Raw genomic sequence first — 15,750 nt, forward strand, 5'->3', positions numbered from 1 at the left:
TTGCGTGTGGGATTACACCGGAACGTGCAGATGCGGCACGAGTGGTGGGAGTCTTTTTTTCAATAGAGAAGGGGGATCGGGGTGATAGCGGGTATAGAGCGTGTGAGGATATATGTGTTGGGTTAACGGTGTTATGCAACGCTGGAGGGATTTAGTGCTGTTCAATGTTGCAGAAATGTGATAGAGTTATTCATGTTTTGGCGCTGCGCCAAACCGCGGTTCGTAACCATCCCGCGTAATCAAAACTAGGAAGGCAGTGTATGTATTCATGTTTAATTTGGTGTGGGGAGCGGTATTCGTTCTCGTGACGTATGGATTTTTTCTTCTATGTTATCGTCTGTTTGGCAAAAAAGGTCTGTATGCCTGGATCGGTGTAGCAACGGTCATTGCCAACATTCAGGTAACCAAAACGATAGACATTATGGGGATCGTCTTGACGCTGGGTAACACGATGTATGTCAGTATGTATCTGACCAGTGACCTTCTCAATGAGAAGTACGGGGCGGATGAGGCACGCAAGGCGGTATGGTTCGGATTTTTCACATTGATTATGACAACCGTTCTGATGCAGATGGTGTTGTTCTTTAATGCGGCACCGACGGACTTTGCACAGGAATCCATGGAAAAACTATTTGGACTGTTGCCACGCCTGGCACTCGGCAGTCTGTCTGCCTATTTCATCAGTCAGTTTCTGGATGTGCGTTTGTTCAGTTGGCTGCGCAAAATCGCACCGGGACGGAATCAGCTCTGGATTCGAACGAACGGAAGCTCGATTATCAGTTCCTTTGTGGATACGCTCGTATTCTGCACGGTTGCCTTTGTGTTCATCTATCCATGGGATGTGTGGCTGGAAATTTTCCTGACGACGTACCTGATCAAGTTTGTGCTGACTGCGGTAGGAACACCGTTTTTGTATGCCGCGCGTAACTTTAAATTGGAAGATGAAGCTTAAAATAGGATCGCCACTTCAAATCCCTCTGCGGAGCCACAGTTGCAATATGGACTCTGCAGGGGGATAATTTATACAGAATTTGTTTCCTGATATTATCGTCTACGATTACATAAGACAAGGGGGATTGAGCATGTATTCCACACTGCGCTACAAACTGGAGAGTAATGGCACAACCTATGAGAATGAGAGCCTTAATGCCTCGGTATTTGTGGATTTGATTACGGATCTGGAATTGCATGATTTTGTCGTTCTGCAACCGTCAGAACGGGTAGAGGGAAGTATGTATTTGCAGGCTGCTTCGCTTGAGGAGCCGGGGCAAATGGTGGTAGAGACCCGTTTGCAGGAAGGTGAGAGCGGATTTCGGCATTACAGTTACACCACGGCAGATACAACCAAGGTGATTCAGTGGTTTTTGGATTACTGGGGGAAACAGGAGTTGCCTGAACTGGAGGATTGGCAGGATATAACCCATGAAATGGACTAATGAAGATGGATTGAGCAGATATACAGATTCCATACCTATGCAGCAGTCTCAGTGATAGAATCAAGATGCTGATGTATGCGCACAGAGTGACGTATGATCTGTGAAGAATATAATTAAAAGATCCCGCAAAGCATGTTGACATGCGTTTGCGGGATTTTTTGTGCGAATTGCGGTTTTAATTGTCATGTTCTGCTGTCACTTACTTGCTTGCAGATTAGTCCGTCAGGATTTGCAGTTCTTTGGGATATGTCGTGAGTACTTCTACACCTGTCTCGGTAACAAGTACATCGTCCTCAATACGCACACCGCCAGCTGCGGTGTAAATACCCGGTTCAATGGTAAACACGGTTCCAGCCTGAAGCAGATCCATGTTTTCTCCGTGCAGGGATGGATATTCGTGTACATCAATGCCGAGTCCATGTCCGACACGGTGCATGAAACGCTCGCCGTATCCCGCATCAATCGTCACCTGACGGGCAGCGTGGTCAACGGATGCACAGGTAATGCCCGGCTTAACCACCTGAATAGCGGCTTCGTTGGCGGCGAGTACGGTATTATAGATGGTTTGCAGTTCCGGTGATATGTCTCCAAAAGCAAAAGTACGCGTAATGTCCGACGCATATCCTCCAGCGTACACACCCATATCAAACATAAGTAAATCCCCGTGCTGTAGTTTACGATCCCCAGGCGTACCATGCGGCAAGCCGGTTTTGGGTCCAGTCAAGACCATGGTATCAAAGGAGGGACCGTCGGCTCCGAGTTTTTTCATCTGATATTCCATCTCTGCGACCAGCTCGATCTCCGTAACACCTGCACGCACATGGGTAAGACCTTGGCGTAGTGTTTCTTCAATTAAATAGATGGCATGGCGAATACGAGCGACTTCTTCCGGTGTTTTGTTCACACGCAGTGCGCGCAGCAACGAACCAACATCTTCAAAGCTTGCACCGCCTAGAGCAGAGTTCAGCTGCTCATAACGAGAGACGGTGACGTAATCTTTTTCCAAACCTACCCGGCCCAGCCGTCCTTGATATCGGTCAAACAGCGCGTAGGGATTATCCGTGTCCGAATGTGTAGCAATATCGGATACAGTAGAAGCTGCCGCAGCGGCATCCGCGTCCAGTGCAGGCACAATCAGTAACGGATCTTCACCGCGTGCCAGCATCAGGCCCATAAAACGTTCGTGCGGATTGCTCGCGTATCCCGTTAGATAATAAATATGTTTTGGATCTGTGATGAGCATGGCGTCGAGCCCTTGCTTGGACAGATCGGCTTCGAGTCTGGATAAAGGAGTTTGATTCATAGTAGATATATCCACCTTTCATATGTACGCTCTTTTGAATACACCGTGTTTTCTTAACACTATAGCGTCTGTTTCTTCTATTATAGAAGATGTTGAAAAAATTCTAAACTGGCGGCGACTTATGAGCCAAGAAATGCCTGTTTTTACCGTTTAGGGGAAGAGTGGCAAGGGTAATACAGGACGAAACCGCTTTATCGGTGGAACGTTGGCTGAAAGAAAAGACGCATATATACTAGACATATAGACCTTGTAAGACACATACACGAAACAGCCACACAACGAGACACAATACAGACTTGCTATACAGTCACATGACACAGAGACACAGACGAGTTGGCATACAGTACAGTCACATGAAATAAAGACTCGCACATATTCAAAGAAGCTGAAAGGGGAGTTTAATCCGTTATGAACAATCGATTAACTGTGCCGCTCTATGCCTCATTGCTTAGCATGGCTCTGTTAACCGCATCCTGTGCTCCGGGCACCCCGACGTCAGATTCGCAACGGCTATCTCAAGGAGAAGGAACGGGTCAAGGACAGACGGCAACCGGAGGCAGCACTGAAACAGGTACTCAAGAGCGGGATGAGCAAGGGAATACAGTCGTTCCCTATCAAGCTTCTGTTCTGGTCGAGGGATTGAACGCACCTTGGGAGATGGTGACGGTTGCAGATGGGCGAATGTTTGTGACCGAGCGCCCGGGCGTGATCCGAGTCATTACGAATGGAAAACTGGAGTCTGAGCCGCTGATTGAATTCGAGGCACCCTTTAACGAAGAAGGCGAAGGTGGATTGCTCGGGCTGGAGGCAGATCCGGACTTTGAGAGTAACGGTTATCTGTATGTGTATCACTCGTACTTGGAGGGACAGGATATTGCCAATCGCGTGCTGCGCCTGAAGGTGACGGATGGAAAAGCGGCCATCGATAAGGAGTTATTGACGGGCATTCCAGGTGGGGTGAATCACAACGGCGGAAGAATCAAGATCGGCCCGGATCAGCTGCTGTATATCACCACAGGCGAGCGCTATGAACCGGAACTGGCACAGAACCGGGATAGCCTTGGTGGAAAAATACTGCGCATCGGTCTCGATGGGTCGATCCCGTCAGATAACCCTTGGCCGAATTCCCCTGTATACAGTATGGGGCATCGTAACGCTCAAGGGCTGGCATGGAATCCGGATAACGGGTATCTCTATGCGACCGAACACGGTCAGCGCAATCATGACGAGATTAACCGGATTGTTGCCGGGGAGAACTATGGCTGGCCCGAAGTAGAGGGCGACGACGATGATAACGGAACTTATCAGGCTCCGCTGGCGCATAGCGGGAATGATACCTGGGCGCCTTCGGGTGTAGCGTTCATTACAGAAGGCCCGTGGGCGGGTTCATTAGTGGCTGCGAATCTGCGAGGGGAGCAGTTACTGCGGGTTGTATTGTCCGAAGACGGTACGAAAGTCGAGCAGGTGGTCCCTTTTTTCGAAGATGAATGGGGCCGTATACGTAATGTCACCGCCGGTGAAGACGGTAAGCTATATGTGCTGACGAACAATCGCGATGGCCGAGGTACACCGCGTGAAGGAGATGATAAGTTGATTGTGCTTACGCCCGAAGGGTAGCGGTTATTTAGCTGGATTGGTTGGAATTCGGTGATCTGTAGATCGGGAAATGAGAGTGCAGGTAAAGTGGATTACAGAGTAAATGAGGGAAGGTGCCAAATTAGGAGTTAGGAGTAAGGAAGTAAAGGGGAAGGAATTGGGTGTCACAGGGGGACAGGAAAGGCTAGGGTTTTGCAGACTGCTAAACGCCGGGTTTATGGGGACTGACTCCGACTTTTATTTCTAACGATCACAGGCGAGCTTATTTGCTGGTTTTTGAGGGTTTGAGAATTTTAACGATCACCACAGACGTTATTTTGCTGAAAATGCGCATAATGGGGCGAAATCGTCACGAATTGGAGTAAATAAGCTCTCTGGTGATCGTTAGAAAATAAAACGTGGCGAATCAGGCCTACTAAGGCTTCTGGTGATCGTTAGAATTTTGGCCGACTGCGGGGCATTGAATAGGTAGAAGGTGAATACTCATCTAAAGGTAGATAGAGGGCTTCGAACACTCGATATAGCTCTGCTGTGTTAGTTTACAAACGCATCCATCGCGATAAAATTCAAAAAAAGCTGTCCCCGCCATATACAGACGAAGGGCAGCTTTTGAATTACAGGGAATCTACTATGGCACTTAGATATGAGAGAACGCACAAACCAACTTAGAAAGTCAGTGTACCAATGTACACTGTGAGAAGATTTTACGTGATTCAAATGCTAAACAGTGTGCCGTACCCACAAATTATAATGCTTAAACGTTAACACTGTACGGCGGTGACGAAATGTAGCATGACACCTAAGATTCCGAATTCTCAGCCAGTTCGGCGATGCGCTTTGCAGGCTCTTTTGTATATTCTCCGCCATGGTAGCAGAGAACTTTATCTACGTTCAGGCCCGTCAATTTCTTCAAACTGCGTAGTGCTTCGGGCATGTCCGGCGTTGCTGGCGGCGCTGGGCCGACCAGTTCATCGTCAACGACTCGCAGTTCATCGGCAGCAAGCAGGAACTGTTGCTCGCTAAAATAAAAACACAGGTGGCCTGGCGTATGTCCCGGTGTATGAATCACCTGTGTTCCGCCTTGGAGCGGAAGGATGTCGCCGTCCGCAAGTGTTCTGCTGATGTTGATCTCAGGCAGTTGCATCAACAATTGATCTGCCAAAGCCAGCACAGGGGCAGGCAGCATGGCTCGGCGTTCCTGCGTGAATTTGATCAGAGGTTTTGCACCTGTCAAATAAGGAATTTCATCCGCATGAGCCCAAACTTCCAGGCCTGGAATAGCATCCAGCAGAGCACCCAGATTACCAATATGATCGATATCCTGATGTGTTACAATCACACGTTTAATGTCGGAGAGAGGGACGTTCAACTCTTCGAGTGCGGATTGAAGTTCGGCAAATTGGCCGATCATGCCCGTGTCTACCAATGTGTATCCATCCTCGTCACGAAGAAGCACAGGATGAATAGGGCTGTTGCCCGAAGGTGTTGGAATGTTGAGTGTTAGCACTGTGATGGATGGTATAGGTTGGCTCATAAAATATCCGGATTTGTGTCCGGAGCACCTCCTTATATGGTTGTGTTTTTAATGACAGTAAACTTAGCTTGTACCTCGTTCATTTTCCCATGATGCATCAAGCTAACGTATAGGTAATCATTAATCTCTTACGTACGCCTTATTCTGAACCTTCCGTTCATAGCTCAGATGTTTTCTATATTTTTTCACCGCATGTAAAATCGTTTCGAACGTTTCTTCCTCGTTGCTGCCGTCCTTCACGATCGCTGCGAACGAGAAGTTCTCGTGAATCAGTCTGTTCCTTGTCTGGAACGCCTGATGGAGCGCTGTGCTGCATGGCTCTTTGCCCACTTTCAAGGTAATATGTTGCTTGCCCAGTTCGGACTCCAGCATCTCCATGTTGGAGCGTGCCCGGTAAGCAGGAGTTTTCATGAGCTGGGTCGAATTAAACTTTTTCTGATACGTACGTTTGTAAAGTTGTAATAACATTTGTTCCATAATAGAGCATAACTCCATCGTTAGCGAAGCGTATCTCCGGTTTTTGCGTTTGCGGGTAAGTTCGCTTGACTGCTCTTCGTTCAGCCATTCGTATTCTTCGTACAGTGAGGAATCGTCATGGTTCAGAATATCACGATACTCCTGTTCCAGCAGTTTAATCTCAAGCTTGGCGAGTTTCTTGACGTGTTTGAAATCCTCTTGGGTTAGCATAGCACTTGTCCTCCCATGGGTACCGAGATGTGAATGGAGCACGATCTATTCATGAATGATGCTGATCAGGTGATCGCTTCATTATCTCATATTCTGGAACATAATGCCTTAGCGCTTTCATTATAAAATAATTCACGGAACCTCCGGTTCAGAAGGGAAGGACACCTCATGTCCATTCAGACAGCCATCGTTACAGGAGCCAACTCAGGGATGGGACTGGCCACCACTATTGAACTTGCCAAGCAAGGGTATCACGTCATTATGGCCTGCCGCAGCGAAAAGAGAGGACAAGAGGCGCTTGAACAAGCCTTGCGTCAGTCCGGATCGGCCAGTATCGAGCTGCTGCTGTGTGATCTCGGCTCGCTGGACAGCATCCGTCAGTTTGCACGCCAGTACCGTGAGCGCTATGTTCACCTGGACGTACTGGTGAATAATGCCGGCGTGGTGATGGTGAAGCGCAAAGAAACGTCAGATGGCTTCGAGCAGAGCATTGGCATTAATCACCTGGGTCACTTCCTGCTTACATTGCTTCTCATTGAACCATTGAAAGCGGCTAAACAGGGTCGAATCGTAAATGTGTCTTCTGGGGCGTACAAAGCCGGTAAAATTCATTTTGATGATCCGCATTTGCAAAAAGGCTATAATCCGATCAAAAGTTACGCCCAATCCAAGCTGGCTAACGTATTTTTCACACGGGCGCTTGCTCGTAAGCTCGCGGGAACTTCCGTTACGGCGAACTGTTTACATCCAGGTGCGGTAGGAACCAGCATCGGAGTGGATCGCAACACCGGATTTGGCACCCGCATCATGGCAATTGCAGCCAAGTTGCCGTTTTTCCTGACACCGGAGGAAGGGGCCCGGACTGCAATCTACTTGGCAACAAGTCCAGATGTCACCGGGGTGACTGGGCGATACTTTTATCAGCAGAAGGAGCAGCGCTTGAAAGAGCATGCTTTGGATGATGCGGCTGCCGAGCAGTTATGGACGTGGAGCGAAGAACAGGTTGGTTTGCAACCTGACGAGAGGTTATAACCTCTTATACCTGTCCGAGCACAATTTTATTCATCACCGCGTGTTGAATCATCTGGACAAAAGCATCGATGTGTTGCATGCCTTGATCTCCCTGACCGTATGCCCGGACAGAGGCGGATGAGGCCTTTTTCTCTTGTTCACCAAGTACGAGCGAATAAGGGACTTTTTCCATTTGGGCTTCCCGAATCTTATAGCCTAGCTTCTCGCTGCTTAGATCGGTTTCCACACGGATACCCGCTGCCCGTAGCTCACTTTGCACCTCAAGTGCATAGTCGGCATAATGATCCGATACGGGAATCAGCTTAACCTGCACAGGAGCCAGCCAGAGTGGAAACGCACCTGCATAGTGCTCAGTCAAAATGCCGATAAAACGGTCAATCGAGCCATAGATGGCTCGATGAATCACGACTGGGCGGTGTCTCAGACCACCTTCACCGATATAAGTCAGATCGAATTTCTCCGGCATTTGAAAATCAAGCTGGATCGTTCCGCATTGCCAGCTTCGCTTCAGCGCATCAAGAATATGAAAGTCGATCTTCGGACCGTAAAAGGCGCCGTCGCCTTCGTTAATGCGATATTCCACACCGCGGACGTCTAACACATTGCGTAACGCCTGTTCCGCCTGATCCCACAATTCTTCGGAGCCCATGGAATCTTCGGGGCGTGTGGAGAGCTCGATTTTATAATCGAAGCCAAAAATGTCGTACATCCGTCCAATCAGGGAGATGGCCCGATTAATCTCGTCTTCAATCTGTTCAGGCATCACATAGAGATGGGCATCGTCTTGACAGAACGTCCGCACCCGCATCATGCCATTCAGGGCTCCTGAGAATTCATGACGGTGAACCTGACCGAATTCCATCATGCGAATTGGCAATTCGCGATAGGAATGCAGTGTGTTTTTGAAAATCAGCATATGTCCCGGGCAATTCATTGGTTTTAAGGCAAATGTAGCGTCATCCACGTCCGCAAAGTACATGTTATCCTTGTAGTGCTCCCAGTGACCTGACTGTTCCCACAGGCGGTTGTTCATCATGAGCGGAGTGCGAACCTCCTGATATCCTTCCTGAAGCTGCAACTCCCGTGAAAATTGCTCCAACGCTGTACGCACTGTCATGCCTTTGGGTAGATAGAAGGGCATGCCAGGCGCTTCCTCAGAGAACATAAATAGCTCCAGCTCTTTGCCAAGCTTGCGGTGATCCCGCTTTTTTGCCTCTTCCAGCATGTGAAGGTGTTCCTGCAACTGGGCCTTGTTCGGAAAAGCAGTGCCATAGATACGCTGCATCATTTTGTTGTCGGAATTTCCACGCCAGTAGGCACCAGCGACATTCAGCAGTTTAAACGCTTTGATTCGGCCAGTGGATGGGAGATGTGGCCCGCGGCACAAGTCGAAAAACTCACCCTGCTCATAAATCGAAAGTTCAGCGTCTTCTGGCAGATCACGAATAAGTTCCAGCTTGTAAGGGTCATGGATGGCTTCGAATCGCTCCAAGGCTTGCACCCGACTAACCACTTTGCGGCGGATGGGCCAATTTTCCTGAATAATCTTGTTCATTTCCCGCTCGATGGCATCTAGGTCACGGATGGAGAGGGACTGCTCCAGATCGACATCATAGTAAAATCCATCTTCAATGACCGGACCGATACCCAGCTTCACGTGGTCTGCGCCATATAACCGTTTCAATGCCTGTGCCAGCACATGTGCTGTGCTGTGACGATATCGGTGCAGACCTTCCTCGCTATCCAGTGTAACAATGATGAGTTCGCAGTCCTGCTCCAGTTTTTCGCTCAGATCGACATTCTGGCCATTCACGATCCCACCGATCGCCTGTTTACCAAGACTTGTGCTAATCGAAGAGGCAACTTCGCCTACAGTGATGCCTGCTTTGTAACTACGTACAGCACCGCCTTGCAACTGGACTTCAATCTTTTCAATCGACGATTTGGCTGCCAACGACTCAGACACTTCTGCGTGCTGATCACCCAAGGATAAATGCTCGCTTGCATACTCATGTTTTTCTTGACTCATGTGAACCACTCTCCCATATTTTTTGTGTTGGAAGCGCAAAAAACACCCGTCCCGGAGAAGGGACGAGTGCGCTTGGCTCGTGGTTCCACCCTAATTTGGTTATGCTGCATTCTGCTCTCGGCCAGCCGCCGCAAACAGAACCATCATAACCCTCATTGGAATCCGTTAACGGGGATCAGGCGGTGAACTCTACTGACCGTACGAGTAACTATCTTGCGAAATCATCGATTGGAATAATCTATTGAGATGATCTGCGCAAGTTCTTTACATCGTCGGAGGTTCGAGACCACGGCTACAGAGGGGTAACTTGAATTCGTTCGCTGAAGAAGGTTTCACCAATCCCTTCTCTCTCTGGGCAGCACGCAATGCAAATCATGTCTCTGGTCATCGCTAAATATGAAGGATGCAACGAGCTGAATAACACAGGGATATTTCAGATCCGTTGATCCTGTAGTGTGTAGAATTAAATGTAACCCTCGGAACAGGTGTTACTTGAGAACCGATTATATAGACTGAAAATGGAAAGGTCAAGTGGAATGTTCGAATGCAGGCTAGCCCATTTCTTATGCATTTTGCATCCAGATTAATCGAATCGTTGTTCCTTCTCCAGGTGTGGAAGACACTTCAATTCGGCCTTTCATGGCCTCGATTAATCCTCTCGTAACCGCCATGCCGAGTCCTGATCCAACATCACTTGTTCCCGTATCTGTACCACGGTAATACCGTTCAAATAGCTTCCACACGGTCTCGGGGCTCATGCCTCGTCCATTATCGGCAAACTCGATTGTAAATTCACCGTCACGTTCACCGGTCTCGACACGAACAACGAGGACAGACTCGGGTGGGTTGTGCAGCAGAGCATTAGCGGTGAGATTATCTACAATCCGTTCAAAAGAAGGAACGTGTACTAGCCCATAGACAGGCGCGTCTGCAGATTGAAAGACAATACGTCCTTCTCCGTACGCAGGGTTGCGCTCGGCTCGCTGCACGAGATCATGAAGTAGCGTATTTACGTCAGTTCGTTCAACCTCGGGTTGATACCCTCCACTCCGTAGCCGATAGGTCATCGCGAGGTCATTCACAAGTCTGTCCATATACATGGATTTGTCGATCATGATGCCTGCGAATTCTCGAACTTCTTCAGCCGTCCAGGTGTATTTGTCCGTTTCCAGCATATGCGCGTATCCCTGAATGGAGGAAAGAGGTGTCTTGAGATCATGCGTGATGCCAGCGATCCATTCCTCTCGAAGGGAATCGGTTTGTTTCCGTAGTTCCTCATCCTGCTTGAGTGTATGGGACAAAGCTTGCATGGAGTGGAGTACGTCGCCATACACTTGGTATTTACGTTTCCATTTTCCATTGCGGCGTTGGCTCCGCGGAATACCTGCTGCCCCGGTTGGTTCCTCATACTGTCCTTTCTCCAGACGTTGCAACCACTGAAGCATGTGCAGCATCGGAGCACCGAATCGATTAGCGTACCATAATGCGAGTAAAATCAGCAGCGCAACGATGGACAAGATCAGGACGATTAGCGCCGGTTCAAGAATAAAAGCGTATGGATTCTGTTTCTCAACGACAGTTGAATCAATCCGTACACTTACCATCCAGGTCGTTTCGTTTTGGTTATCGTACCATGTGGCGACCGATATGCCTGAACGATTCGGGTAACGAACTTGGAGAACGAGATTCTGAATACTGTACTGGTTCGGCACGCCTACGGCCGGTTTGTTATAAGAGTCGATTTCTTTTCCATAGGGGTCCAATATTTGGATGTAGGCATCTGCTTTGCGAATCGTTTCTTGCTCCGCAGGTTTCACAGTCAGTTTGCCGCCCTCATACGACAGCTTTGGACGGATCTCATCAAGTAAGGATTTGGCCGCATTTCGCTCTCCGTATAACAACGTAAAATATTTCCCGTCCTTCTCCCGGATCAGCATGGATAGCTGGTATGAAAATTCTTTATTACCTTCCGAGTAGGCAATTAATTCGCCAGGTTTGTAGTGAGCAGGCACATCGGAAGGAACGTGATAATCGTCAATAACAAAACCTTTTTCATCGAGCACCTGCAGCCAGCCCTGATTTTTATCGACTTGCTTCAATAGTTCGGGATCATAGCGTATGGTATTGTCCGGCATGATCTCCGCTGAATTAATGAGCTGATCCAGTCCGTTAACTGCAAAGTCATCTACAATATTCACTTCATTCACTTTTTGCAAAACCCAAATGGTAGCCAGTGATCCTAGCAAAATAATCAGAATGACCGTGCCAGTGAGCATACCGATGAAGCGAGTTAATAACTTACGGCGAATACTCATGTCCGTGACAGGTTGCTAGGCTGGATCAGTTTGTACCCCAAACCGCGCACATTAACAAGAAAAGCCGGATTGGAAGGATCTTTTTCAATGCGTTCCCGAATGCGGTGGATATGCACCATAACGGTGTTATCGTCGCTAATGGCTTCTGAACCCCACACCCGCTCATACAGTTCAGACTTGGTGAAGATTCGGTTCGGATGTTTGCAGAAGAAGAGAAGCAACTGGAACACCAGTGCCGGGCAGGTTACAGCCTGTCCTTCAACGCGAAGCTCCCCAGCCAGTTCAAATACTTGAAATCGTCCAAAATCATAAATGCCTTGCGTTAGGTCAGAAGATGACGTATTTACGTGTGATGGAATGTTTTGTTGTTGCTGCAAAACGACTGTCTTGGAAGGCAAATAGCGATTAAGCAACGATTTAATTCTTGCAACGACTTCCAGCGGGTTAAACGGTTTGACGACATAATCATCACCGCCAACGGCAAATCCGGTCAGTTTGTCATAGTCCGTTGTTTTGGCGGTTAGAAACAGGATAGGGGCATCTGTGACCTGCCTTAGAAAAGGGCAGATTTCCAAGCCGCTTTTCCCTGGAAGCATAATATCAAGCACGATACAATGATACGTTTTGTTGTTGCATGCTTCGAGCGCTGCTTCACCTGTCGTGACCGTATCAATATCGAGAAACTTTTCTTTGAGCAGTACGGTTTTGAGCATATGTAAAATCGCTTGTTCATCATCAACAAGCAGTAGTGAGACATGATCCATGATGTAATGCTAACCTCCTTCTTAACTCTCTTTCTTGGTATATTGCCCATCATAACATTCTTGAGACCAATTGGAAGATAGGTTGCCTTAACAGAAGCTTAATTATAAAGCTTAGGTAGGGCGATAAATTTAACTAGATGTAAGTGAAGGTTAGACAAACCATAAGACTCATGATGTAGATTTGAGGTAAGTAAGAAAAGATAAACAGAAAGGGTGTTGAATGATGAATAGGAAATGGAAACTACTCCTTCTAACCGTGACAGCATGTGCTGTACTCTCTGCTTGTACAAGTAACAAAATTACCTCCGATGAAGCTGAGCAGGCTGAGAAGCAAGCTACAGAGCAGGTGAAGGATCAAAAGGATAACGGTGACACTTCAGGCAAAGAACAAAATGATGGTTCGACAGCTCAACAGGTAACACCAGATAATCTCATGGATACATTGACGAAGGGCTCCAAAGATGCCATTTATAATCAGTTTACTCCTGACATGAAGCAAGCTGTTTCCTTGGAAGATTTCAAGGCGTCTGCTGACAGCTTTTTGAAAGGAGTGAAGTCGTGGAAGCAGGTGGTAGATTCTGAGATGAATGGTTTGACGGAACATGCGTGGACAGACGATTCAGGGACCAAGGGGATCCTCGCCTATTTTACAGAAGATCATCAGATTGCCGGATTAAGCATTACTCCTCTGGAACCACATCCCGATACAGATAACAAGCTGACCAAGACTGAGTTTCAGTTCCCGATGAAAGGAGAGATGTATGTCTTCTGGGGAGGTCATAGTGTTATGGAAAATTATCATTACGAGCATGAAACACAGCGCTATGCACTCGATATTGTTCAGACGAAAGACGGGGCGAGTTATCAGGGCGATGCCAAGGATAATGCCAACTATTATGCGTTTGGTCAGCCGCTCTATGCTGCTGCGAATGGTACGGTAGTGGAGATCCAAAATGATATCGAGGATAATGTACCCGGCGTGATGAATCCGGAAGAACCGGCGGGTAATTATGTGGTTATCGATCATGGCAATAAAGAATACAGTATCACGGGCCATATCAAAAAAGGCAGTGTAGCGGTGAAAAAAGGGGATAAAGTCAAGCAGGGGGATCACATCGGTGATTTAGGTAATTCGGGCAACTCCAGTGAAGCTCACTTGCACTTCCAGGTATCCGATGGTCCAGACCTGTTCACGTCACGTTCCCTCAATATTCGCTGGGCCGATCAGAGCCAGGAGTTGACACGGGGGAATACCGTTCAGGGACTGCCGGAGTAAGCGGGTCAGGAGAAAAACATTTTAAAGGTAATACTTGTTGTCGCGGTATGGATATTCTACATGCTGTACGCCAGCTTCCTTTTTCCATTATAATAGCGTCTATAATTAATTATAGTCTTGAACTTGGTTGTGAATGAGATTAGAGCTGGATAAGGTGAAAATTTTATTTACACTTTAACGGAGAGGACAGAAAAAAACTGAAAAAGCGAAGCTAAAAGCTTTCTGCAAGAAAGCTACATCGGAAGCATAAGCTTAGCGCCTTTATCACCGGATTTTTCCCTTTGGAAAAGGAAATCAAAAAAATCTGGGGATAACAGCGATTGAAAAGTTATTCTGTCATCGGAGTGGACTGTGTAAATTCTTAGTTCAACTTATAGAGGTCAATGGAGGAATAGGGAATGACACTGGAAAAGGTACAGATCGAATATGCATGTCTCGAAGACTTGCCGAGAATTGTAGAGATTTATAATTCAACTATTGAGAGCCGCATGGTAACGGCGGATTTGGAGCCGGTGACGGTAGAGCAACGTTTGCCATGGTTTAATGAGCATACACCGAATCGTCGTCCTCTATGGGTCATGAAACGGGATGGGCAGGTTGTCGCATGGGCCAGTTTGAGTTCGTTTTATGGGCGACCAGCATACAATGGGACGGTAGAAGTCAGTGTATACGTCGATCAGCAGTGCCGTGGAATCGGGGCCGGTGGGTTGCTGCTGAATACGGTATTCGAGGCTTGTCCTGAGCTGGGAATCACGACGATTCTAGGATTTGTATTCGGGCATAATGAGCCGAGCCTGGGGTTATTGCGCAAGCATGGCTTCGAACAGTGGGGATTTTATCCGGAAGTGGCGGTGCTGGATGGCGTGGATCGAGACCTTGTGATTCTGGGCAAAAAAGTTGGAGCTGATCACCGCCTGAAAGAGGCGCAGATTTAAATAAAGAAAAAACCTCCGTATCCACTATAAGTGGAATGCGGAGGTTTTTTGCTTATTTTCAAACCACGAACCCATTTTACAGTCCCAGTTGCTGCTTGATCTCTCGAATCTGTCCCAGATGACGTTCCTCGTGGTAGCTTGTAAAATCGATCCATTGTGCCAGATCCAATTCACCGAACGCCGGGTGAGGGAACGACTTACTACGTAACAGGGCAACATCATGCTCGCGTGCAAACTGTTCCAGTGCTTGATGGGACTCAGCCAGATCCCTACGAATATCCGCAAGTCTCTCAGGCTCAGTTGGTGGCTGCACATGAGGAGGGGCTTCGACAGATCTGCTGCGGTCCAGAGACATTTCATAAGGTTTTTTCTCAATGGACACATTCTGTTCTTTTTCCACTGCAAGACGAGCTTGCTTGGTGATGACATTTTCCATCAGATTCAAGTGCCGTAACACTTGCATAATGCTCCACTGTTCCGGGGAAGGTTTCCGGTTCAATTGATCTTCATCTAACCCGGAGATAGCCTCCCAGATTTGGTTACGTATTTCGTCATTACGTTCAAACATCATAAACATCCTCTCTTTAGGTTTATTACAATAACATTACTGTTTCTATATGTCCAACCGAACATATAAGACCCTGTTTAACCAGCATAAAACACAAAATGAGCAAATGCGAACTTTACCTATATTACCCCTTGTTAGGTGAACCTGAGGAAAAAATAAAAAACATACCCTTAAATTGGGTATGCTGAATTGTATACAACGGCTTCCATAAAACGAAAAAAAGATTGACGGGTATGCCCCGGCAAACTATAATCGGTAACAAGTAACTTGATATG

Annotated in this window: 13 protein-coding genes; 6 read left to right on the forward strand and 7 right to left on the reverse strand. The window is 47.6% G+C overall.

Annotation, left to right across the window (positions count from 1 at the left end; all coding sequences use genetic code 11):
• Positions 1-268: 268 nt before the first annotated feature.
• Complete coding sequence (locus M3629_RS00090; protein WP_154890919.1) at positions 269-952, forward strand: queuosine precursor transporter; 684 nt, start codon at positions 269-271, stop codon at positions 950-952.
• Positions 953-1,082: 130 nt separating this feature from the next.
• Positions 1,083-1,436, forward strand: a complete 354-nt coding sequence (locus M3629_RS00095) for a hypothetical protein (protein ID WP_154982787.1) — start codon at positions 1,083-1,085, stop codon at positions 1,434-1,436.
• A 214-nt stretch (positions 1,437-1,650) separates the two neighbouring features.
• Here the strand turns inward: M3629_RS00095 and M3629_RS00100 are convergent, their stop codons facing one another.
• A complete protein-coding gene (locus M3629_RS00100; RefSeq protein WP_251502360.1) occupies positions 1,651-2,739 on the reverse strand; it encodes a M24 family metallopeptidase in 1,089 nt (362 codons plus the stop codon).
• A gap of 408 nt (positions 2,740-3,147) precedes the next feature.
• Here M3629_RS00100 and M3629_RS00105 point away from each other — a divergent pair, with 408 nt between their 5' ends.
• A complete protein-coding gene (locus M3629_RS00105; RefSeq protein WP_251502361.1) occupies positions 3,148-4,356 on the forward strand; it encodes a PQQ-dependent sugar dehydrogenase in 1,209 nt (402 codons plus the stop codon).
• Between the two features lie 778 nt (positions 4,357-5,134).
• On the opposite strand, the gene M3629_RS00110 is transcribed toward M3629_RS00105, so the two are convergent.
• Both M3629_RS00110 and M3629_RS00115 read right to left on the reverse strand, forming a co-directional pair.
• Positions 5,135-5,869, reverse strand: coding sequence for an MBL fold metallo-hydrolase (locus tag M3629_RS00110; RefSeq protein WP_251502362.1), 735 nt, complete (start codon positions 5,867-5,869; stop codon positions 5,135-5,137).
• Between the two features lie 120 nt (positions 5,870-5,989).
• Positions 5,990-6,556: a hypothetical protein gene (locus M3629_RS00115; protein WP_251502363.1), complete on the reverse strand. Its 567-nt coding sequence runs from the start codon at positions 6,554-6,556 to the stop codon at positions 5,990-5,992.
• Between the two features lie 168 nt (positions 6,557-6,724).
• Here M3629_RS00115 and M3629_RS00120 point away from each other — a divergent pair, with 168 nt between their 5' ends.
• The gene (locus tag M3629_RS00120; RefSeq protein ID WP_251502364.1) at positions 6,725-7,588 is read left to right on the forward strand and encodes an SDR family oxidoreductase; all 864 of its coding nucleotides are present in this window, start codon (positions 6,725-6,727) and stop codon (positions 7,586-7,588) included.
• A 4-nt stretch (positions 7,589-7,592) separates the two neighbouring features.
• On the opposite strand, the gene thrS is transcribed toward M3629_RS00120, so the two are convergent.
• The 3 genes from thrS to M3629_RS00135 form a co-directional block, all read right to left on the reverse strand.
• A complete protein-coding gene (thrS, locus tag M3629_RS00125; protein ID WP_251502365.1) occupies positions 7,593-9,617 on the reverse strand; it encodes a threonine--tRNA ligase in 2,025 nt (674 codons plus the stop codon).
• Between the two features lie 563 nt (positions 9,618-10,180).
• Positions 10,181-11,932 carry a sensor histidine kinase gene (locus M3629_RS00130; protein ID WP_251502366.1) on the reverse strand — a complete coding sequence of 584 codons (1,752 nt, stop codon included), beginning with the start codon at positions 11,930-11,932 and terminating at the stop codon, positions 10,181-10,183.
• A complete protein-coding gene (locus tag M3629_RS00135) occupies positions 11,929-12,696 on the reverse strand; it encodes a response regulator transcription factor (RefSeq protein ID WP_251502367.1) in 768 nt (255 codons plus the stop codon). Before M3629_RS00135 ends, M3629_RS00130 begins: the two co-directional genes overlap by 4 nt.
• Positions 12,697-12,916: 220 nt before the next feature.
• Here M3629_RS00135 and M3629_RS00140 point away from each other — a divergent pair, with 220 nt between their 5' ends.
• Both M3629_RS00140 and M3629_RS00145 read left to right on the forward strand, forming a co-directional pair.
• Complete coding sequence (locus tag M3629_RS00140; RefSeq protein WP_251502368.1) at positions 12,917-13,972, forward strand: M23 family metallopeptidase; 1,056 nt, start codon at positions 12,917-12,919, stop codon at positions 13,970-13,972.
• A 398-nt stretch (positions 13,973-14,370) separates the two neighbouring features.
• A complete protein-coding gene (locus M3629_RS00145) occupies positions 14,371-14,907 on the forward strand; it encodes a GNAT family N-acetyltransferase (RefSeq protein ID WP_251502369.1) in 537 nt (178 codons plus the stop codon).
• 76 nt (positions 14,908-14,983) lie between these two features.
• On the opposite strand, the gene M3629_RS00150 is transcribed toward M3629_RS00145, so the two are convergent.
• Positions 14,984-15,478 (reverse strand): DinB family protein, encoded by a 495-nt coding sequence (locus M3629_RS00150; protein ID WP_221787235.1) that lies wholly within the window; start codon positions 15,476-15,478, stop codon positions 14,984-14,986.
• Positions 15,479-15,750: the final 272 nt, after the last annotated feature.

Origin of the sequence: Paenibacillus polysaccharolyticus (genome assembly GCF_023714295.1) — a bacterium.
GTDB classification, from domain to species: Bacteria; Bacillota; Bacilli; order Paenibacillales; family Paenibacillaceae; genus Paenibacillus; species Paenibacillus polysaccharolyticus_A.